Source organism: Acinetobacter sp. 129952, from assembly GCF_056642055.1.
Genome location: NZ_JBWVSU010000006.1, coordinates 120,836 through 142,245 on the forward strand (window position 1 = coordinate 120,836; position 21,410 = coordinate 142,245).

The 21,410-nt window shown below is 40.5% G+C and carries 24 protein-coding genes; 11 read left to right on the forward strand and 13 right to left on the reverse strand.

What is annotated here, in order from left to right:
- Positions 1-114 precede the first annotated feature (114 nt).
- The 4 genes from AC1IR0_RS08645 to AC1IR0_RS08660 all read right to left on the reverse strand — a co-directional run bounded on the left by AC1IR0_RS08645 (position 115) and on the right by AC1IR0_RS08660 (position 3,099).
- Positions 115-1,410 (reverse strand): Y-family DNA polymerase, encoded by a 1,296-nt coding sequence (locus tag AC1IR0_RS08645; protein ID WP_479741300.1) that lies wholly within the window; start codon positions 1,408-1,410, stop codon positions 115-117.
- On the reverse strand, positions 1,407-1,964 hold the full coding sequence (locus AC1IR0_RS08650; RefSeq protein WP_044112759.1) for a LexA family protein: 558 nt from the start codon (positions 1,962-1,964) through the stop codon (positions 1,407-1,409). Before AC1IR0_RS08650 ends, AC1IR0_RS08645 begins: the two co-directional genes overlap by 4 nt.
- A 321-nt stretch (positions 1,965-2,285) precedes the next feature.
- The gene (locus tag AC1IR0_RS08655; protein ID WP_479741301.1) at positions 2,286-2,477 is read right to left on the reverse strand and encodes a hypothetical protein; all 192 of its coding nucleotides are present in this window, start codon (positions 2,475-2,477) and stop codon (positions 2,286-2,288) included.
- 406 nt (positions 2,478-2,883) lie between these two features.
- The gene (locus AC1IR0_RS08660) at positions 2,884-3,099 is read right to left on the reverse strand and encodes a hypothetical protein (RefSeq protein ID WP_243475361.1); all 216 of its coding nucleotides are present in this window, start codon (positions 3,097-3,099) and stop codon (positions 2,884-2,886) included.
- A gap of 376 nt (positions 3,100-3,475) precedes the next feature.
- On the opposite strand from AC1IR0_RS08660, the gene AC1IR0_RS08665 reads away from it, so the two are divergent.
- Positions 3,476-4,642, forward strand: a complete 1,167-nt coding sequence (locus AC1IR0_RS08665; RefSeq protein ID WP_479741302.1) for an MFS transporter — start codon at positions 3,476-3,478, stop codon at positions 4,640-4,642.
- A 16-nt stretch (positions 4,643-4,658) separates the two neighbouring features.
- Here the strand turns inward: AC1IR0_RS08665 and AC1IR0_RS08670 are convergent, their stop codons facing one another.
- Together AC1IR0_RS08670 and AC1IR0_RS08675 are read right to left on the reverse strand one after the other, a co-directional pair.
- Positions 4,659-6,149, reverse strand: a complete 1,491-nt coding sequence (locus AC1IR0_RS08670; protein WP_005107122.1) for an amidase — start codon at positions 6,147-6,149, stop codon at positions 4,659-4,661.
- 46 nt (positions 6,150-6,195) lie between these two features.
- Positions 6,196-7,626, reverse strand: a complete 1,431-nt coding sequence (locus AC1IR0_RS08675) for a sensor domain-containing diguanylate cyclase (RefSeq protein WP_253145373.1) — start codon at positions 7,624-7,626, stop codon at positions 6,196-6,198.
- A 314-nt stretch (positions 7,627-7,940) separates the two neighbouring features.
- Between AC1IR0_RS08675 and AC1IR0_RS08680 the strand changes: the two genes are divergently transcribed.
- On the forward strand, positions 7,941-8,384 hold the full coding sequence (locus AC1IR0_RS08680) for a hypothetical protein (protein ID WP_409653180.1): 444 nt from the start codon (positions 7,941-7,943) through the stop codon (positions 8,382-8,384).
- A 53-nt stretch (positions 8,385-8,437) separates the two neighbouring features.
- On the opposite strand, the gene accC is transcribed toward AC1IR0_RS08680, so the two are convergent.
- The 3 genes from accC to aroQ are packed head-to-tail and all read right to left on the reverse strand — an operon-like array spanning position 8,438 to position 10,709.
- A complete protein-coding gene (gene accC, locus AC1IR0_RS08685; RefSeq protein ID WP_004646808.1) occupies positions 8,438-9,802 on the reverse strand; it encodes an acetyl-CoA carboxylase biotin carboxylase subunit in 1,365 nt (454 codons plus the stop codon).
- A gap of 18 nt (positions 9,803-9,820) precedes the next feature.
- Positions 9,821-10,237: an acetyl-CoA carboxylase biotin carboxyl carrier protein gene (gene accB / locus AC1IR0_RS08690; RefSeq protein ID WP_311204653.1), complete on the reverse strand. Its 417-nt coding sequence runs from the start codon at positions 10,235-10,237 to the stop codon at positions 9,821-9,823.
- A 16-nt stretch (positions 10,238-10,253) separates the two neighbouring features.
- Positions 10,254-10,709 (reverse strand): type II 3-dehydroquinate dehydratase, encoded by a 456-nt coding sequence (gene aroQ / locus AC1IR0_RS08695; RefSeq protein ID WP_409653183.1) that lies wholly within the window; start codon positions 10,707-10,709, stop codon positions 10,254-10,256.
- Between the two features lie 959 nt (positions 10,710-11,668).
- On the opposite strand from aroQ, the gene ybaK reads away from it, so the two are divergent.
- The 3 genes from ybaK to AC1IR0_RS08710 all read left to right on the forward strand — a co-directional run bounded on the left by ybaK (position 11,669) and on the right by AC1IR0_RS08710 (position 14,134).
- Positions 11,669-12,136, forward strand: coding sequence for a Cys-tRNA(Pro) deacylase (gene ybaK / locus AC1IR0_RS08700; protein WP_004280203.1), 468 nt, complete (start codon positions 11,669-11,671; stop codon positions 12,134-12,136).
- A 193-nt stretch (positions 12,137-12,329) separates the two neighbouring features.
- Positions 12,330-13,583: a YncE family protein gene (locus tag AC1IR0_RS08705; RefSeq protein WP_409653281.1), complete on the forward strand. Its 1,254-nt coding sequence runs from the start codon at positions 12,330-12,332 to the stop codon at positions 13,581-13,583.
- A 68-nt stretch (positions 13,584-13,651) separates the two neighbouring features.
- The gene (locus tag AC1IR0_RS08710; protein ID WP_184413201.1) at positions 13,652-14,134 is read left to right on the forward strand and encodes a hypothetical protein; all 483 of its coding nucleotides are present in this window, start codon (positions 13,652-13,654) and stop codon (positions 14,132-14,134) included.
- 115 nt (positions 14,135-14,249) lie between these two features.
- Here the strand turns inward: AC1IR0_RS08710 and AC1IR0_RS08715 are convergent, their stop codons facing one another.
- From AC1IR0_RS08715 to tusD, 4 genes are read right to left on the reverse strand one after another with little or no spacing between them, the layout of a single operon-like run.
- A complete protein-coding gene (locus AC1IR0_RS08715) occupies positions 14,250-14,561 on the reverse strand; it encodes a TusE/DsrC/DsvC family sulfur relay protein (protein ID WP_004280207.1) in 312 nt (103 codons plus the stop codon).
- A 14-nt stretch (positions 14,562-14,575) separates the two neighbouring features.
- Positions 14,576-14,860 (reverse strand): DsrH/TusB family sulfur metabolism protein, encoded by a 285-nt coding sequence (locus AC1IR0_RS08720; RefSeq protein ID WP_409653285.1) that lies wholly within the window; start codon positions 14,858-14,860, stop codon positions 14,576-14,578.
- 17 nt (positions 14,861-14,877) lie between these two features.
- Positions 14,878-15,228: a hypothetical protein gene (locus AC1IR0_RS08725; RefSeq protein WP_409653286.1), complete on the reverse strand. Its 351-nt coding sequence runs from the start codon at positions 15,226-15,228 to the stop codon at positions 14,878-14,880.
- A 44-nt stretch (positions 15,229-15,272) separates the two neighbouring features.
- Complete coding sequence (gene tusD / locus AC1IR0_RS08730; RefSeq protein WP_004280211.1) at positions 15,273-15,641, reverse strand: sulfurtransferase complex subunit TusD; 369 nt, start codon at positions 15,639-15,641, stop codon at positions 15,273-15,275.
- 70 nt (positions 15,642-15,711) lie between these two features.
- Between tusD and AC1IR0_RS08735 the strand changes: the two genes are divergently transcribed.
- From AC1IR0_RS08735 to AC1IR0_RS08760, 6 genes are all read left to right on the forward strand, one after another.
- Positions 15,712-16,722: an NAD-dependent epimerase/dehydratase family protein gene (locus tag AC1IR0_RS08735; RefSeq protein ID WP_479741303.1), complete on the forward strand. Its 1,011-nt coding sequence runs from the start codon at positions 15,712-15,714 to the stop codon at positions 16,720-16,722.
- A 138-nt stretch (positions 16,723-16,860) separates the two neighbouring features.
- Complete coding sequence (fumC, locus tag AC1IR0_RS08740) at positions 16,861-18,255, forward strand: class II fumarate hydratase (RefSeq protein ID WP_195724781.1); 1,395 nt, start codon at positions 16,861-16,863, stop codon at positions 18,253-18,255.
- Positions 18,256-18,381: 126 nt separating this feature from the next.
- Positions 18,382-18,873 (forward strand): hypothetical protein, encoded by a 492-nt coding sequence (locus tag AC1IR0_RS08745; protein ID WP_409653289.1) that lies wholly within the window; start codon positions 18,382-18,384, stop codon positions 18,871-18,873.
- Positions 18,874-19,305: 432 nt separating this feature from the next.
- A complete protein-coding gene (locus AC1IR0_RS08750) occupies positions 19,306-19,908 on the forward strand; it encodes a nitroreductase family protein (protein ID WP_409653291.1) in 603 nt (200 codons plus the stop codon).
- A gap of 129 nt (positions 19,909-20,037) precedes the next feature.
- A complete protein-coding gene (locus AC1IR0_RS08755) occupies positions 20,038-20,400 on the forward strand; it encodes an immunity protein Imm33 domain-containing protein (RefSeq protein ID WP_253145367.1) in 363 nt (120 codons plus the stop codon).
- On the forward strand, positions 20,401-20,769 hold the full coding sequence (locus AC1IR0_RS08760; protein WP_005107026.1) for a hypothetical protein: 369 nt from the start codon (positions 20,401-20,403) through the stop codon (positions 20,767-20,769).
- The last annotated feature ends 641 nt before the right edge of the window (positions 20,770-21,410 follow it).

The following is a 21,410-nucleotide window of genomic DNA, read 5'->3' on the forward strand; positions in this document are numbered from 1 at the left end:
TTGTGAAAACCATTAGATAAAACTGAATGATTCACCAGAAAGCAATATTCCAATAAAATAGATAAATGCCTTCATTTGAGGGCATTGTTTATCATTAAAATAAGTAATTAGTTGTTAATTAATCCTCAGGATCCCCTCCCAACTAAAATAGTTCTGAGTCAGATTTTGTCTGGCCATTGCCCATGCTCGACCATGCATTTTGCATGGACCAATTGCTATTTTCTTATCTCCAAATCTCACCTTAACCTGTTCAAGGGCAGATTGAAGTTTCTCATTCTTCTCTATTTGAGTACTATCAGATAGAAGGTCATATATGTATGTCGATTTTGGCTCAATTGCAGTCAAAATTACACCGCATTTCTTAAACTCGATTCCTTCTTGAAACAGCTCATTCATTCGCTTCATTACAGCCCGGTTCATGACGGCAGCACAATCAGTCGGCTCAGCAAATCCGATATTGATCGACTTGTTATAGAAAGGCCTGCTCTTGTCAAAAGGATTGGACTGGGCAAAAGCAATCACACAACCACAAAGAGATTCATCTTCTCTTAACCGCTTAACAGCATTCTGTAGGTAATCACTCATTGCCTCAGATAGTGATTCAATATCGGTTACCCGTGCGCCAAATGAGCGTGATGAAATGATTTGCTTCTTGGTTGGCGCAGCCTGCTCAAGTTCGATACATGAAATCCCTTGCAGCTCCATGACAGTCCTCTGCATCACCACAGAAAATAGTTTTCCCATTTGATGTGAATTAGACCTAGCTAAATCAAGAACAGTATTAACACCTAAGCTTTTTAGTTTTTTACTATGCTGACGACCCACTCCCCAAACTTCGGAGACATCAATCAGACTAGAAAAATAATCACGATGTTTAGGATCCATAGAAACCAGATCACAAACACCATTGAAGCGTTTTGCTTTTTTAGCCATATGATTGGCAAGCTTTGCTTCGGTCTTTGATCGACCAATACCGACACAAACCGGTAATCCGATCCACTGCAAGATCCGCTGTCGCATATTTTGCGCATATTCAACCAGGTCATAATTTTCAGAATAGGCAGTAAGCCTTAAAAAGCACTCATCAATCGAATAAACTTCCTGCTCACCTGGCGCCACGTAATCAGCCAGAATCGAATGGAAACGTTGAGACATTTCAGCATACAAAGCATAGTTACTCGAAAGTACCTGTACATTATGTTTTTCGACAATATCCCTAACCTGGAATAGGGGAACACCCATCTTAATACCAAGATCTTTTGCTTCTTGGGAACGTGCAACTGCACAGCCGTCGTTATTTGAAAGAACAATGACCGGCACATCTTTAAGTTTAGGATTAAATAGGCGCTCACAGCTTACATAGCAATTATTTACATCAATGAGCGCGTATATTTCATTGTTATAGCTCATCTGAATTTCTTGATTACATTTGTGACTACACCCCAGATTTCAAATTGCTGACCTTCTTGGGGATGAATATCTGGATAACCCTCATTTTCAGCTTTCAACCAGCAACCTTTCGCATCAATAATTAGCCGTTTCACTGTCAATTCATTATCGATACTGGCAATCACAATATCTCTATGCCTAGCCTGAATACTGCGATCTACAACCAAGGCGTCATTAATATCAATTCCTGCATTTAGCATAGAAAGAGAATCCGCACGAACAATAAAAGTAGCATTCGCATTATTAATGAGGTACTCATTCAGATCGATTTTTTTATCAATATAATCTTGAGCGGGCGAGGGGAATCCAGCTTGAACGCGTTCGGTTGCCAAGGGTATTTCTATTTTTGTGACAGGATCAAACTGACGGATATCACTAATTTCATTTTCTTTTTTAAGAGATTCTAGGTATTCTTTAATATCAAGAATTTTAGATTCAGGCACTCGAATAACTTTAGTCTCTTCAGACTTTTTTCGACCTGCCCCGGCTCGAAAACCCCCATGAGTACTGTTCATAACTTTACGACTCCTTGATTTTTGTAACAATAATCAAGATTGTAAAGACTCGATAAAAATCAAACAAATAAAATAAATCTTTTAAATTCAAAGATGCGTCATAGAGTGACGCAAAATTATGATATTTCGGATAAGCGGTTATAGTGCTAATTGACTTGATAAAGACTCTTAGTCAGGGTTGCACAGCTCATTCAATAAGCGCAAAAGTTCATATCACTGTTTGTGTTCAGTGCGTGAACTAAAAAGCCCTCAGTTGAGGGCTTTTATAATATATGATATTTATTTAGGCTTTATTTTTTATGGAAATATTAGTGATTGTTATTAATTTAAAATAGTAAAGTTTTGATAGTAGTTTTTTCTACCATTTACGCTATCTATAAATCTGTATGTAAAAAAGTCATACTGACCGCGATGTAGATAATCATTAGCATTTTGCTTAAAATCATTACTTAATAATTTTTCATCAGCTTCTTGATTACGCTTTGATTGGAACGATGTTAATAGATCTTTCATAACAATCTCCTTAATCCATAGTTCTCTGATAGAAGGGATCCTCTTCAACAAAATAGCAAATACTTGTACTAGGCAAGCACCACTGGTATGTACCAAAAACTCGTATTAATTGCTCCTTTGATGAATTAAATAATCTTATTAGATTATTCTTATCATCATATTCACCCGTATATTGAGTGATAGGATATGGATGAAACTCTTCATACATTTTATGTACGGTTACCTTTCTCGTATTCATAGTAAGGCCTGCAAACTAAATCTAATAAATACTATTTTATTAGTTATAAAATAAGCTTAGGCCTTTGCTTAATTAATAGATAGGTCTTATGTGTATCAGGATGTATTTACCTTAAAAGATATTAATTTTTATATAGAGTGTAGAAGTATCTTGGACTATCTATGACATTTAATAATAAAAATATGGATCCTGATTGTTCTTAGCCATCTTATTGCATTCTTTACATTTAATACTCTCTATAGAGTAGAGCCCACGAGTTTGCTTACCTTCGGCAGCAGCAATAAGATAAAAGTGCTGAGTATCGTTAAAACTATAGTCATCCCATGCTCCACAAACAGAACACTTAATAATTTTTCTATCGCAGTAAATGTGTGGTTTTTCCATTATATTTTCTCCAAAAATTTTCTAAATTCTTCTATAAATATAAAGCTGGCAGTCAAGGTCAACAGCCTTAACTTGGTCGGAAGTTTGAAACAAAAAAATTAGCTTCAATTTACTCTTTCCATCCATCTACTATATCAGCCCAATACACTATATTTCTCATCCTGAATCATAATTCTATTGTGCTAAAATTTTACTTCAGAAATAACTGAAAATCAGCGTATTAGGTATGCAGTCTACAAAATTTCATAAATCTACAAAAAATAAAATTTGTAGACTGATTTGTAGACTGTTGAACAGCAAGTAAGGACAATTTAATGCAACATGATGCAACTATTAGTATTTGCAAGTCATTGAAAATATAAAGGTATGCAAGTTAATGCAATCTATTGCAATTCACCACAAACTAAGTGGTTTCTACTTTTTTTACTATGCCATTGTTGGGGCATTCATGCCTTTTTGGAGTCTGTATCTTGAAGATCAAGGCTTCAATTATCAGGAAATCGGGATTTTATCTTCTATTGCGATTGTTACCCGATTCTTTGCTCCCTTAATTTGGGGCTGGATTGCAGATAAGTCCGGTAAACGCATGTTGCTGGTGCGTATTGCCACCTGGATGGAAGCCTGTATCTGGTTCATGATTTTTATCATTCCCAATAGCTTTCAATCTGTAGCTTTACTGATGCTGATTTTCAGTTTTTTTCAGAATGCTATTCTGGCACAGTTTGAAGGTGTAACTTTGTTCTGGCTCGGAGAAAAAAGAGCAGAACTGTATGGCAAAGTACGAAAATGGGGATCAGTCGGCTTTATTATCGGTGTATTCGGCTTGGGCGCCGTCTTTGAAATTATTAGCATCAGTATGTTACCCGTCTTGTTGCTGAGTATTTCATTTCTGGCCTTTCTTTGGTCATTTACCATTAAAGAGCCCACGACAGCGCCTACCGCCCAGAAACAGCTCGAACCCTTATGGCCGATATTTAAACGCCCAGTGGTGTATAGTTTTTTCCTGATTGAATTGATTCTGCTATTTTCACACGCGCCGTTTTATAGTTTTTATAGCAATTATCTCAGTCAGGCGGGATTTAGCACCAGCCAGATTGGGCTGCTCTGGTCAGTCGGGGTCATTGCGGAAATCATCATGTTTGCCTATGCGACGTTCTTTCTGACACGCTGGTCATGGCGCCATCTGGTCACGTTATGCTTATTGATGACCGGATTAAGATGGTTCATCGTCGGGGTCTTTCCTGCTTCATTCATGGCACAGTTTTTTGCTCAAACGATTCACGCTTTAAGTTTTGGTTTATTTCATATGATTGCGATGCGAGTGATTTTCCAGAATTTTTCTGCAGGGCAGCAAGGACGTGGACAAGCGCTCTATAGCACCATGTGGGGCATTGGCGTGGCGAGTGGCAGTATTCTGGCTGGGCATTATTGGGATCAAGTCGGCGGCACATCTATCTTTATCGCTGCTGCAGTATCGACTTTGCTTGGCTTGTTACTGATTTTCGGATTGCCAAATAAAGTCGAACTGCAAAAACAGGCTTGAAAATATCATCTCAGTATTAAATACGGATTTTGGCGTATTGCCCAAACCACGGTTGTGCCTGTTCCAATTGGGCTGCCAGTTGTAATAGCAGATCCTCACGGGCAAACGGTGCAATAAACTGTGAACCGAGCGGCAGGTTTTGTTCATTCCAGTACAGTGGTACAGACATCGCTGGGAGTCCGGTAATATTGGCCAACTGGGTAAAAGGCACCCATTTTAGATTTTCTTTCACAATCTGGTTTACTAGTTTCCCTTGCGCCAGTAAATGCGCTTTATTCAGTTTCAATAAACCTTTAAGAATCGGTTTCTGCCAGTTTGGTGTTTTGACCTCACCATTTTTCGGCGCCACTGTCGCCGTTGCAGGCGTTAGATAGAGGTCATAATTATCAAAGAAATGATTCATCTGGGTCACATACTGGCCCCAGTTATTCAGGTTCTGGATATAATCAATCGCGCTGGTTTTGGCCCCAAAAGCCGCCAGTGCTAAAGAGTCCAATTCAAAATCATTTGTTTTAGACGGATAGCCTTTCTGGATTTCATCCAGCATAAATGAAAATTGGCTAAACCAGGTGGTAATAAAATCCTTGGCCAGTTGCATTCCATCAATGGCTGGGCGGTCTTCGACCACCTCATGGCCCAAAGATTCTAGCAATTTGGCTGTTTTTTCAATGGCTTTAATGGCATCCTGGGAAACAGGTGTGCCAATCGTAGAATAAGTGCTAAACGCAATTTTCAGTTTTTTTGGCGGTTGCTGAATCACATCCAGATAATGATGCTGTGGACGCTGAATCTTAAACAGTGAACTATGATCTTCACCATGGGTGGCATCCAGCATTGCAGCACTATCCCGTACCGTTTTGGTCAGTACATGCTGAATCGCGGCGCCATGCATGGCTTCACTCATTTGTGGTCCCCAAGGCGTGCGGCCACGACTCGGTTTCAGGCCAAACAGGCCGCAATAGGAAGCGGGGATACGTATCGAGCCGCCACCATCACCAGCACCCGCAATTGGTACAATTCCGGCAGCCACGGCAGAAGCGGAACCACCGGACGAGCCGCCGCTATTATGCTGTAAATTCCACGGATTTTTACAGCTGCCCCAGGCATCTGGTTCAGTAATACCTTTAATCCCAAATTCAGGAGTATTGGTACGTCCAAAAGTCACAATCCCGGCTTTTTCCCAGCGATTGACAATCTCGGCATTGGTCTCGGCGATATAACCAATCCGTTTTAAGCCCTGACAACCATAAGAAGTTGGATAACCGGCATATTCCTGAAACAGGTCTTTAACCAGAAAAGGCACACCGGCAAAAGGTCCGGACAGATTTTGCTGGCTCCGTTTCAATGCATGCTCATGCATCGGAATAATAATTGCATTTAGCTCGGGATTGGCAATTGAGCTACGCTCTAGTGCAGCAGATAAAAGTTCACTTGAATGTACTTGTTTATTGGCGACCAGATCAGCCAGTCCTAAACCGTCATATTGCAGATATTCTTCAAATTTCATTGCCATTCCCTAGTGTTGCTGCTTCAAGGTTGTAGATCATTTAGGCTCAAGATGCAAGCACCACCTGATTTCGCCCACGATGTTTGGCCTGATACAAGGCTTGATCTGCAATATTGATCAGGTTTTGCAGGTCTTGGGCCTGCGGTTCATTTTGATGAGTGATGCCGACACTCACGGTAATATACAGGGGCGAGCCATCTGATTGATAAATCGGGGTTTTTTCCACCAGATCACGAATCCGTTCTGCAATAAGACGTGCTTCTGATGGTTCGGTATTCCAGAGTAACAGCACAAATTCTTCCCCACCAATTCGTGCAAACAGATCTTCAGCACGTAAATTATTACGTACAATCTGCGCAAAGTGTTGCAGGACTTTATCACCGACATGATGGCCAAAATCATCGTTCAGACGTTTGAAATGATCAATATCCAGCATGATGACCGAAAATTCCATTCTGTTGGCATATTGCAGTAAATATTCACCTTTCTGAAAGAAAAAATGACGGTTCATGGTGCGGGTCAGACTGTCATGATTGGCCAGATAGAGAACCCGTTTAAACAGCTCATTGCGGTTTTGACTAATAATACAAAGAATAAGCGGCGATAAGGCCAGCATAAACAGCCCGATCCGGAGCGAAATATAAATCGTAGAATCTGCCAAGGTGTCATGCGTTGTGGCATAAAACCGCGTCAGGCTGTAATAGGTCAGGATAATCACAAAAGCGTTGATCATGGTCATGGTAAACAGGCGATAGGTCAACGCAGCCCAGATCAGTGCAGCCAGAGGGTAGAGCATTGCACCCGGGCCTGCAAAAATATTGGTAATGATGACACAGGCCACGACTGAAGATGCAGGTAAAAAATAGCTGAAGTAATTACGTTTTTGACGACGGTTTTTAAATAAGTACTGCATGTCTTTTATTCTTGGGAATGCCAAGATTAAAGGAAGAAACACAATATAATTCACCATTTCACCGGTCCACCACAGACCAAAATCAATCCATAGATTTTCTTTGGTCATGAATGAATTGGGTAGATTGGGCAAGGTGATAACTGCAAAAGCCGCACTGGCCAGGCAGCCTGCAAAAGCGAAGATGCCAAATAAATGAACGAAGGTATAACCGGTATTATAGTATTTGTAATTAATCTTGAAATATCGAATAAAAAATATCGAGACAATAGTACTGATCAGATTAGACAGGGTAAGAAACAGGCTTTGTAATAGGCTGTTCCCGGTGACCAGATCTGCAAACATAAAAGCACTGAATGCACCGAGCCAACCTCCCATATTATTTAAATGTGGAAAGCGTAAGAACAGGGCTAACAAGGCAGCATTGGCCGGCCACAATAAGGCCAGGTACTCAATCGGTCTGGTTGCGATCCCAATAAAACAACAGACTAAAACAGCGAAAACAATGACAAAATAAGCATAGGTTTCATGATTTAATTGTTGTTCTGTTATTCGAGCTAATTGCAAATTTAAAATCCTATTCAAATTTTTAAGTGTGAATGATCACTTTGTTCAGCAACTAAGTTTGACCCAAAATATAATTTTATTGTTTGATTAATCTGTTATTAATACGAACTATTAAGATTCTTATATACGAAATATATACAAAAAAAGTCAGAAAGGAAATCCATCTTTTTAAACAATGTGATAAATAATTTCTGACTCTGTATTGAAATTGCGTTAGAGCGGGACACGATCCCAAAAAATATGATAATTTAGAATCAATTGTTAACAAGATGCCGGTAAATATGAAAAAAATATGTCTTAGCCTTATCTTACTCATGAGCTCACCTTGGCTAATGGCGACAGAAAATAAAAAACCAGCAAATGCTCCTGCTAAAGCTGCTGAAATCCCAAATACATTTACTGTGAAAACCCGTCCGGAAATTGTCGGATTGTGGGGAATGGAAATCCCGAATAATAAAAAATGTATCGAATATTATAATTTTAAAGGCAATAATAATGTGGTGATTAAAAGTGGCGATGAGTGGACGTCAGGGCTGTATGACTATCAGCCGGCACAGGATCCTTCACAGCAGATTCCAGCGCTGATTCTGCAAGTAAAATATGACAATAATGAAAAAGACTGTTCAGGCAATCAGGTGGATCAGTCTGGTGAAATTTCGCAGTATTTTGTGAAATGGCAAAACCCTTATACCATTAACTTCTGTACCAATGAAAAAGCCGAGCAATGTTTTGCCGTGCTCAGACGCGTATTGCCTTAAATTGCACACAATAAAAAACCGCTGAATGACAGCGGTTTTTTATGAGCTTTGATTTAGGCTTTATCTTCAGCACCTTCAAGCTGCTTTAACAAATGCTTCTCTAGGTAATGAATATCCATTGCCTGTTTGCAGAAGTTTTTATCCTGAAGGATTAAATCTTTATGCAAAGGAATATTAGTTTTAACACCAGTTAAAATCATTTCTTCCAAAGCATTTCTCATTCGAGAAATAGATGTCTCACGATCCTTACCATGCGAAATCAGTTTGGCAATCATCGAATCATAATACGGTGGAATGCTGTAGCCTGGATAAACATGCGAATCTAAACGGATACCTGCGCCGCCTGGTGCATAGAAGTTGTCAATCTTGCCTGGTGAAGGCAGGAAGGTCGATGGATCTTCTGCGTTAATACGGCACTCAATCGCATGTCCTAAAACCTTGACGTCTTCTTGCTGAATATCTAGGCCTAAGCCGCCAGCAATACGCAATTGCTGTTCGATAATATCGATCCCCGTGACCATTTCAGTCACCGGATGCTCAACCTGAACACGCGTATTCATTTCAATGAAGAAGAACTCATCATCTTCAAACAGGAATTCGAATGTACCTGCACCACGATATTGCATCAATTTACAGGCATTGACACAGGCTTCTAGAATATCAGCACGTGCTTGCTCTGGTAAGTTTGGCGCAGGCGCTTCCTCCAGTACTTTTTGATGGCGACGCTGTAGTGAACAGTCACGATCATACAGATGAATCGCATGGCCATTACCATCAGCGAGTACTTGCACTTCGACGTGACGTGGCTTTTGCAGGAAACGTTCCATATAGACCGTATCATCACCAAACCACATTTCCGCATCACGCTGTGCAGCCTGAACAGATTCCAGCAGGGTATCGACATTTTCTACGATACGCATACCACGACCACCACCGCCAGAAGCAGCTTTTACAATCAGTGGAAAACCGATCTCTTTGGCTTCAGCCATGGCATTGTGAATCGTTACGGCATGGTCGCAGCCCGGTACTGTTGGTACACCAGCCTTTTTCATGGCAATAATGGCAGAAACCTTGTTCCCCATTAAACGAATATGTTCCGGACGTGGACCAATAAAGATAAAACCAGAATTTTCTACGATCTCAGCAAATTCTGCATTTTCAGCGAGGAATCCATAACCAGGATGGATTGCATCTGCGCCGGTAATTTCAGCAGCTGTAATAATCGCAGGAATATTCAGGTAGCTGTCACTGCTGGCACCAGGGCCGATACATACTGCTTCATCACAGAAACGTAAATGCATCAGGTCCTTGTCTGCGTCAGAATAGACACCTACAGTTTTGATCCCTAAAGTTCTGCAAGCCCGGGTGATGCGTAATGCAATTTCACCACGGTTTGCAATTAAAACTTTTTGCAACATTATAAATCCCCGGGGTGATTAAGCGCGGTAGCGGAAAAGTGGTTGGCCGAATTGAATCACATCACCATTTTTCACCAGAATTTCTTCGATCACACCACTTTGAGTTGCTTCAATCGGGTTCATGATTTTCATGGCTTCGATAATACCTAAGGTATCACCAGCAGAAACGGTTTGACCCACTTTGACAAATGTCGCTTCGCCTGGGCTTGGTGCCGCATAGAACACGCCGACCATTGGTGAAGTTTCAACTGCACCGCGAGGAGATTTTGCTGCTGGCGCTTCGGCTGCTGGTGCAGGCATCGCAGGAACAGCTGCTGCAACCACTGGATTACGACGAGTTAATGCAATCGATTGATCGCCTTCTTTAACTTCGATCGCCTGTAAGTCAGATTCAATCATCAAGTCGATGAGTTTCTTGATTTTACGGATATCCATGAGACAGTATTCCTAATTAAGATTGTGTAGAAGGTTGTATTTTTTCAATGATATAGTCGAGGGCAGCAGCATAGCCTTTTGCACCTAGACCACAGATCACGCCGATGGCTTTATCGGACAAGTATGAATGATGTCGGAATGCCTCACGTGCATGCACATTAGACAGATGGACTTCAATAAAAGGAATGGCAACGCCAAGGAGAGCATCGCGAACCGCAACAGAGGTATGGGTCAATGCTGCTGGATTAATAATGATATATTGAATGCCGTCTTGCTGAGCTTGATGAATTCGGTCAACAATGGCACCTTCCCAGTTGCTTTGGAACGTTTCGAGTTGTAATGTGGCCTTTTGAGCCTGAGTAATCAGTTGCTGGTTAATATCCTCAAGACTAAGGTGACCATAAACTTCCGGTTCGCGCTTCCCAAGCAAGTTTAAATTCGGTCCATGAATAACCAAAATGGTCGAACTCATCCAGCATGCTCCAATTAAAAAGTATCGGGGTTTGTTTGCAAGATGTCTGCAAACTCTGCTTATTATTGCATGATTTTCTACATTACTATTTATAATTTCTTTGAATTAACGTAGAAAGCATATAGCAAACAGTGGCGCTATAATGAAAACTTTGCAGAGATTTGGCAATGTTAAAAAATTACAATTCGCTGGGTATTCAGATTATTTTCATTGTAAACCCAATTGGCAAAAACAGTTAATATCCTTTATGTAACTGTATCTTCATGTTAACGCTAAATTCTTCCTTTTAGTGATATTTTTAGTTTTGAGCAAGAGTTGTCTGGCTGATTTTACCGCAATGTTCGACTTCTAGAGCATAGAAAACTCTTTACATTCTGACTTTAGAGTTGTGCTGATTATCCTCTTTATATATAAGCTATCGACCGCTTCTTAAAACGTGATGAAAATTTAAAAATATAAGATAAGACAATATGTTAATGATATTTTCTCTTATTGTCCTTGGATTTTCCTAGGTCTATTCTTCCAATAGATTGGAATTAATTACATTACTTTAACTTCAAGCATCCATGATAAGTGCTGTGCAAAAATGTACTTCATCTTCTAGATATAAGGGTTGAATCTCAGCAGGTTTAAGATAAAACGCTCGACTTATATGCTTCGTGTGTATAGATCTGTGAGGTGACGAATGTGTTCATCTTCAAGTCTTCTACGCAGTAAAGATATGATTCACCTAACGCATAGACAGTGGCAAAAACGCATACATTTGATGCAATTTTGCGCAGCATCATCTTTCAAGAAAAGTTTAAAAGTATTGAAGAGTGTAAAGATTGAACTAAATAGGTCTGATTGAGGCGGAATACGGGCTTAAAGCAAAATTTGCTCTATAGTTGCCTCCTCTAAATTAACTTCTTGAGCTAATCTTTATATAATCATGCGATTCATCTCAAACAAGACTTTCTATGACACCTGCATGCAAACTATTAAAAGCCAATAAAATTGAATACAGCATTCATGAATATGAACATGATGCCAATGCCAAAAGTTTCGGGCTAGAAGCTGCTGAGAAATTGGGGCTTTCGGTGGAAGAAGTCTTTAAAACTTTATTAGTCACGGATGAAAAACAGTATTTTGTTGCCATCTTACCGGTACATCATCAACTCAATCTGAAAAAAGTAGCGCAGGCCGTAGGATGCAAAAAACTCCAGATGGCAGATCCTAAACATGCAGAACGCTTGACCGGTTATCTGGTCGGCGGAATCAGTCCCATTGGTCAAAAGAAACGATTAAAAACGGTGATTGATGCCAGCGCAGAACAGTTGAATACGATCTATGTCAGTGGCGGTAAAAGAGGCTTGGATATCGGAATAAAACCAGCTGATCTTGCCAATGTGCTCAATGCACAGTTTGTCGATGTACTGGATACATAAGATCGAAGTACGATGATCACCTAAATTCATAGAACCTGAAGTGATAGATTTAAAATGGCTGCATATTTTTTGGTCGGAAATAACAGTAAATCATTTTATACGTTTGTATATTAGATAAGTTAAAACACAGCCTGACTGTGTACACAACAAGGAATGAAAACAAAAATATAAATTATGATGCGGAGCATAATGGATGAAAATTCAAAATAAAAAATGGCCACGGTTCTGTCTGACATTATCTGCAATGGCGATGCTTTCTGCGTTGCCGAGTGTACAGGCCGCTACTTCGTCTTCAGCTGCACCTGCCAATTCACAGCAGGTTTTCTTTGTCGGAAATAACTGGGATGGCACAGTAACCGTGATTCGTCCATCGGGTGATTTTGGCAAAATAGGCGTCATTAACATGATTCCTGACCGTAAAGAGCGCCTTAAGGAAATTCACCTGAATCCAATCAAACTGATTGCCTATACTTATATTCAGACCACAGCCGGTGAAGGCAATGATCAGTTGGTGGATGATATGTACTCGACACCAGACGGGCAGTCAGTCGTTGCATCACGCCCAAGTTTCGCCGATGTGGTATCAATTAATATCAAAACCGGCAAGATTAACTGGCGGACGCCTGTAGAAGGCTTCCGTGCCGACCATATGGCAGTATCACCAGATGGGCAGCGCATCGCTGTATCTGCATCTTCAGGAAATGTAGTGCATGTACTAGATATCCATACCGGTAAAGAGTTAGGCCGTTTCAGTACTGGCGATAAACCGCATGAAAATATTTACTTCGATGGCGGCAACAAGATCCTGAACTCTGCCATCGGCAATGTGGAAACCTCGATGGATGCACAGTGGCAAGACTTTACTAAAGGTAAGCGTTTTATCACTATCGCAGATGCCAATACGCATCAGGTGCTAAGAAAAATCGATTTCAGACCTGCACTTGATGCATTTGGTCGTAAAGATTTATCCAACTCAGTACGACCAATGGTATTTAGCAAGGATGAAACCAAACTGTATGCCCAGGTTTCATTCTTTAATGGTTTGATTGAATACGATCTGAACCAGAACAAGATTAGCCGGATCGGACAGCTGCCTGGTAGTGACAGTATTCCGAAAGACCGGACAAAATGGGTGAATGATTCACGTCATCATGGATTGTCAATCAGTGCTGATGGTGAAAAGCTCTGTGTCGCCGGTACCATGGATAACTATGCTACGATTGTAGATCGCAAAACACTGACAGCCGGGAAACTGATTTCTGCAGGTAAACCTTATTGGGCAACGCGAAGCCCGGATGGTCGTAGCTGTGTAATTTCAGAAAGTGAAACAGATGTAGTCACAGTGATTGATTTTGCCACAGGCAATAAAGTGCTGAGTGTACCGGTAGGAAATCATCCACAACGCGTCCGGATTGGATATGCACCAGCAGACTGGTCAACGCCGTAGTCAATCGTCGATGAGCGAAAAAGACAGCTTTTTGATAAAGGCTGTCTTCTTTAGCTGAGGACATAAAAATGAATGATAAAACAATTCTGTTCTATGTAATGCTCGGATTGCTATTGTTTGGGACTTTAGCCGGTATTGGCTATCAGGTACGACAAGAAATCTATCGGACGAATTTTACTGATCAGACCCATTCTGATCCGGTCCTGCCAGTTGAAAAATCGGCAAGCTATATATCTGTTAACTCTCCTGAGAATAGTCAAACTACGAAGAAGAAACAGAACGATACGGTTGCAAAGCAAAGCGAATTATCAAAGCAACAAGAACAGTTATATCTGGACTTTACTCAGATCATTAACGCTTTAAGTGAGGGACAACGACCAAATCCTCAACAAGTCAGTTTGTTGATCAGTCAGCAGCAAAAACTGGTAGAGGCCCAACTGGTGAGCAAGGCCGAAGCGAAAGCACAAATTGAGTTTCTGATTAAAGTTCTGCCTGAAATGGATCATGAATTGCATCGGGCGTTGCGAGTATTAGAACAAACTCGAACTTGACGAATTAGATCCAGCTGTATCTTTCATTATTCTCAGTCTGAAAATTGCTCTCATAAAAAAAAGCCCAAAAAATGATCTGGGCCTTTAAATACACACTATAGAAAGCTAAGTATCTTTATAAACAATTTGCAGGCTTGGGTACACCAGCCAAACGGCTTAAGTGACGGGCCACCAGACCAGTATTAAACTTTTCTTGAAGCATGGCATTATTGATATCGGCACTGACAGTTTTCATTAAAAATTTAATCAGTGGTCGTGTTGCTGGTGAATGACCAAACTGCTGATAGAACTGACGTACCGCTTGCAGAATTTCAAAATGCCAAGGAGTTAAGCTCAGTTCCAGACTATCGGCCAGCACTTGAGCGACTTCTTCATTCCAGATGGTATAGTCAACCAGATGGCCATCTTGATCCAATTCTAAATTCATATCTAACTCATTTATTATTTCATTGAAATGCAGCGATTAAACTCGAGGCAAAGATCTGCAAAATCCGCATAATTCAAAAGCTTTATCTGATCAGGCAAAGGCTGTACTAATAACTCCGCATCATTTTTCAGTATGTGAATTTTCGGCAAGCTTTGAAGAAATGAATGCTCTAGCAGCAAAACCGCTTCACCCATCAGCACGACCTGATCACCCATTGTATAAGTTTGAGCCAGTTGCTCTAGGATCTGCGCTGTTGCCGAATAGCTGGATTGGATCAGATAAAGTGTGTAATTTGACATTTTTATATCCTTGTTCCTTACCAATACATCACATGATCAAAGCTTTGAATAAATTCAGAATTAAGCTCAATAAATTCGATTTCTTGTTCGCTCTGTGCCACAAATGAGGAATGCTGGTTTTTTTTCTCAATCAGAATCGGAGTGAGATCATAAAACTCGAAACTGTCGACCATATTTGATGCCAGTTTGAATGCATGATGCACCTGGTCAAATTGCAATTCTGAACGCAGCAGACTGAGGGCAGCACCTTGTAGCAGGACTTTAACTTCTGCGCCAAAGGTTGCCAGGATCATAGTAGCCGACAGGCTTTCATGCACCTGCAGACTGGTCAGATTGGCTTGGGTTAATATAACAAGTACAGATTTCACACAAGATTCCTTGGAAAAGCAACACATTCTAAAAAATGAAACATCTAGAATTGAATGAGACGTTGTGAGGACTGAACAGCATCGGCAAGTTCACCTAAACCGACCAATTCAAAGGCATCTGCCAGATTATGCTGCTGAATATTGTGACGTCGAGCATTGTCCAGATCTGTAATTCCACGTGCCAATGCTGCACTTACACAGACCGGGAGGCGAATCTGTAGCGCTTGCCATGCATGTGTAAGATGACGTTGATCGTCGGGTACCCATTGCAGTGCATTTGCGACCGATACGCCGTCCTGATAGAAGAATACACGGAATGCTTCCTGTTTATCTTGCAAGGCCTGAGCCAAACCCAGGGCATGCCAGGCATAAATGGAAGTCGGTGCGGAGGTAACAAGAATTAAGGTGCTCATCGAAATTCACTACAGGCTTGATCAATAGCAACAGATTGATCTTGGCTTCATCAGAAAGTAGGTAGTATAAATGATTTTAGTGACGGGTGGATTAGGATTTTTAGGCTCACATATTGCTTTAAGTCTGTTAGCACAAGGACTAGAGGTCATTGTGGTCGATAATTTGGCCAATGCTAACTTACAGACTCTGGAGCGCCTCGAATTTATTTCTGGTATGTATGTACCTTTTATCAAAATTGATATTCGCAATACGCCAGCATTGAACAAAGTCTTTGAGCAGCATTCGATTCAGGCTGTGGTGCATACCGCAAGTTTTAAATCACTGGAAGAATCAGTATTAAAACCACTTGAATATTATAATGATAATGTTAGCTGTATTATGAGTCTCATGCGTGCCATGCAGCGTACCGGCGTGCGTCATCTGGTACATTTATCCAGTCTGGCGGTATATGGACAATCTGGTGCAGACTTAAGCGAAGATCTGCCTTTTAACTTCACTTATCCGAATCCCTATATCAAATCGCAACAAATGGTTGAGGAAATTATCCGGGATACTGCCAAAACTGATAATGAATGGCGGATTGCGATCCTACGTCTGTCCAATATCGCCGGCGCCTTTGAACACGGTGTGCTGGGGGAAGCGGTGCCACCTTTACCGAAAAATATTTTGCCTTTGGCGATGCAGGTCGCTGCACAGCAACGTGAATATCTGGAATTACGCCGTCAGGCCCATACTGCGGATGGCACAGTAGAACGCAGTTTTCTGCATGTCGCAGACTGTTGTGATGCCGTGATCAAGTCCTTGCAATGGCTATCACAACAGCAGGAATTAAAATGTGAAGCCTTTAATTTTGCCGGTGAATTGATTTCAATACAGGATTTGCTAGATCAACTGGCTGAAGTGACTCAATCTGCAATCAAAACCATGGATGCTTTACCATATCCCCATGCGGAAATGGATCAATTGGGGGCGAACATTGAAAAGGCGCGAAATATTCTACATTGGCAACCTCAGCGATCACTCAGAAAGATGCTTGAGGATGAATGGTTGTTTTATCAGAATATGCTCAGAGGGCAGTAATTAAGAGTGTTTAGCTAATATTTGATAATAATTATCATTTACATGATTGCTGTAATCAATTACTTTAAATAAATAGATTAAATCATTGATATAGAAATTCCTAAGATCAGTAACAGGCAAGAAGAATTGAGGTTGAACATGCAAACACGTATTGAACATGACACGATGGGAGAAGTGGCTGTACCGAGCGAGGCTTTATGGGGCGCTCAGACTCAGCGTAGCTTGCAAAATTTCAAAATTGGAAATGAGCGTTTGCCTCGGCCAATGATTCGTGCCATGGGACTCGTCAAAAAAGCTGCCGCCTTGACCAATGCCGAGCTGAATCAGATTCCCCAAGAACTGTCACACTATATCGTGGATGCGGCAGATGAAGTCATCAGCGGGAAATGGGACAGTCAATTTCCATTGGTGGTCTGGCAAACCGGTTCAGGTACGCAAAGTAATATGAACTGTAATGAGGTGATTGCCAATATTGCCAACCAGAAATTGGGCAATCATTTAGGGGCACAAAAACCGGTTCATCCAAATGATCATGTCAACCGTGCCCAATCTACCAATGATTCATTTCCAACTGCGATTCATGTGGCTGCGAGCTTGCAGATCAATGAACTGTTAATTCCGGCAGTCACACGCTTGCGCGATACTTTATATGCCAAATCTCAGGATTTTGCCGATATTGTAAAAATTGGCCGGACTCATCTACAAGATGCTACGCCTTTAACCTTGGGGCAGGAATTCAGCGGTTATGTTTCTCAGCTGGATCATGGGCTTCTTCGTCTAGAACAGGCCTTAGTTGGTTTATATGAATTGCCATTAGGCGGGACAGCGGTCGGTACTGGTCTGAATGCTCATCCCGATTATGCCGTTCAGTCTGCTAAAACACTAGGACAGTTAACAAGCTTACCATTTGTAACTGCGCCAAACAAGTTTGAGGCTCTGGCAGGCCGTGATGCTGCGGTATTCGCGTCTGGTGCATTAAAGACTTTAGCGGTGAGCCTGAATAAGATTGCCAATGATATTCGCTGGCTGGCCAGCGGGCCTCGTTGTGGTTTTGGTGAATTGCGTATTCCTGAAAATGAACCGGGTTCTAGCATCATGCCGGGTAAGGTGAATCCGACGCAAAGTGAAGCGATGACGATGGTCGTCGCACAAGTTCTCGGCAATGACACCACCATTAACGTGGCAGGTGCATCAGGTAACTTTGAACTGAATGTGTTTATGCCGGTCATTGCCTATAACCTGCTGCAATCCATCCAGCTTTTAGGCGATGCGTGTAACAGTTTTAATGATCACTGCGCCGTAGGTATTGAGCCGAATCATGAAAAAATTGAACATTTCCTGCATGATTCTTTAATGCTGGTCACAGCATTGAATCCGGTGATTGGTTATGAGAATGCAGCCAAGGTTGCCAAAACAGCCTATAAGGAAGGAAAAACCTTAAAACAGGTGGCTGTTGAACTGGGTTTAGTCACCGCTGAACAGTTTGATGAGGTGGTGCGTCCTGAACAGATGGTTTCACCGAATGCCAAATAAGAGCTGTAGCGCTTTTATTTTCAATCTTTCCGCCTGTTTTATCATGGAATAGTCAGCAGTGGTTTTTATCTCGGGCAGAGTTGCGTACAATAGTGCTAGATGAGATTAACCACTGATGATTGTTTTATGCTTGATATTTATTTAACAGATGTTCAAAGAAAGGTGCAATTCAAGGATTATCCAGGTGAGCATCCTGTTAAATTTATTCTGAATTTCAAAAAGATTTTCTCGAGTGTGATGGAACTTCTTTTACCTGTGCTTCCGGATAATGAAAATCTGGAAGAAATGTCTTGGGAATCGACCAGCGATGATTTTGAGACTTTCCAGATGTTTTTAACCGGATGGGGCATTATCGAACTGCGTTTAAAAGCAATCACCCAGTTTAAAGATAAAGCATTTGCGGATCGTCTGGTTAAACAAGCCCAACAGAAACGCAAAGACTATCAAAAACAGCAGACTAAACTGACCACAGTTGAACTGGACTATCTGTTTATGCACGAGATGCATGCCTTGATTGATGCAGAGTTGGTTGAACTCGGTGAGAAATTCTATTTACCGATTTTACGTGAGCTGTGGAAGACTAAAGTATCTGCTCAGGTGTTGAACGCGAAGTTTTAAACTGGTTTTTTAGCTTTTATTTATAAAATTAATCTTCCAATTTTGGGGGATTAATTTTTATCTGCAAGATGAGATTTATTTCATGATGTGCTCTCTCTTAGAATAGCCTAAGCAAGATTAAATTTGGTGATTGAAGGTCTTTATTCTTAAAATTTTGATCAATAATAGCGCATGTTGAACCATTGTTTAGCGTCAGGCACTCGCATAGGGCAGTAGTTTTAACGATTGTTCAAAAAATAGATGAAAATGATCATTTTTAGCTAAAAAATATATAAAAATATCAATTAAATAGCCTAGTAATTGAGTCCATTATTTTTTAAGGTATATAGGCTTTATCTCACGTTAAAGCAAAAGCTCCATTGATTAGCTATCCTTCATAAAAATAACTGAAGGTTCAAATTTTCCCGAAGATATATCCCAGGATTTTCAAAAATGTCGAATCAGTTTTTAGATTTAATTACTAAACGCCGTACTATTTATGCCATTGCCAAGAATGTTGAACAATCTCCTGAACATTTAACTGATTTGATTCAGACTGCAATTAAGCAAAGCCCATCTTCTTTCAATTCTCAGTCTTCACGCGCCGTCATTTTATTCAATTCAGAACATGAAAAGTTCTGGGGCTTTGTAGCAGAAAAATTAAAAAGCTATGCTAAAGATGAAGAAAGTGCTGCAAAAACCACAGTAAAAATGGCAAGTTTTGCGGCAGGGCTAGGTACCGTTTTATTTTTTGAAGATCACACAGTCGTACAAGGCTTACAGGAACAATTCCCATCTTATGCTGATAACTTCCCAATCTGGGCAGAGCATTCGACTGCGATCGCACAATTTGCAACCTGGACAGCATTGCATACAGAAGGTCTGGGCGCATCATTGCAGCATTACAATCCGATCGTGGATGAACAGGTACATGCGGAATGGGACATTTCATCGAACTGGAAGTTGCGTGCACAGTTGGTCTTTGGTTCGATAGAAGGCGAGCCACGTGCCAAAGATTATCTGGCAGATGAAGAGCGCTTTAAAGTCTTCCAATAAGCTGAGATCCATATCTGCACTTAACACGGTTTAAGGGCAGATATTTTTTAGATCTCGATGAAATCCCAATCAGCTTCATTAAAATTAAGTTAAAATAGCGTGCTAATGAAAATTGATGAGTAAGACCGAATGTCGAAAAACACGCAAAACCTATCACCTTTACAAGAACTGATCGCAGAGCAAAAACTACTTTGTGAAGAAGTAGGCTCGGCTTATGTTGAAGTCACGGGTGATGATGTTGTTGCGGTGGCCGTACATACCTTGAAACAAGATCCGATTGTCGGCATCCGTAAAAAGCCTGAAACGGCTGAAAATATTAGCTGGTATATTTATGGTGGAGAACCTTCAAGTGAAGAAACTTTTGAAACCATGACAGTACGTGAATTACAGGACATTGCACCAGAAGTTTTACCGTATCTGGCTCTGGAAACAGGTTTTCGTTTCATGATCGATACCGATGATTATGAAGATGTCTGGAAAGAAGAAATTTAAATGCTAAAAAAATCATCTTTCATTTGTGCTGGATTATTATTAGGACTGAGTAGCGTGGTCTTCGCACAGCGGCTTTCACAAAGTGCCTATGACCAGTTTATTTCAGCACAGACTAAAATCGTGAATGAAACCAAATACATTTTAGATGAAGATGATCAAAAGGCAGATGCACAAACTCAACGTCAGGCTTTCTGCAAACGACTGAAAGCCTATCAGGATATTCAAAAGGTGTCCGAAGAAAACAGCAGTCTGGATATGGCGCCCACGATGGCTATGATTGCCAAAAACTTTCTTGAGCGGCAGGATCAAAGTTTGACTCAATCTGGAATGACTACAAACGTATTTTGTAAAAATAGGGATGTAGAATAAATTATAAAATACTTTTCATTCTCGAACGTTTTTCGCAGTAGACTAAAAATAAATAAGTCTGTTTTACAATCAAATTTTATAGATATTAAAACCTGAAAGACCATCTCCCGAATATCATTTAATAAAGAAAATGTTAAGTTAATTTAAATTTATTTTGATGTGAATACCTCATACCTCGGGGATATATCCACTGTATTCAATCTATTGATAAGAATAAATGAATAATCGTGGTTTTGTAATTTCTAAAAAATGTCTTATTTATGCGGTGTATTTCTTGAACAGGATAATTTAAGTAGGATAGCGTGATTGCACGCTTATATAAGCTACTAATTTAAGCATATTAAGATACTAAAATAGCCTAAGCAAAACATAAGTTTAACAACTTTATCAAGAAAGGGAAAAGGGGGGATTGATAATACTGATGTTTACTGCCTGTAACTCATTTGGACTTAAGACGTATTATTCTAAACAGAATCAAGTGGATTAATAAGCTACTTATGAATAGTCATTTTTTGATAAATAATAAGCAATGAATAATTAAAAACAATATTTTCAAAATTACCTCAGTCTATTTGGATAATAACAGCGAGTTAGTTTTAAGAAAAAACTCCGAATTAAAAGTGGTTTATGTGTTATTAAAT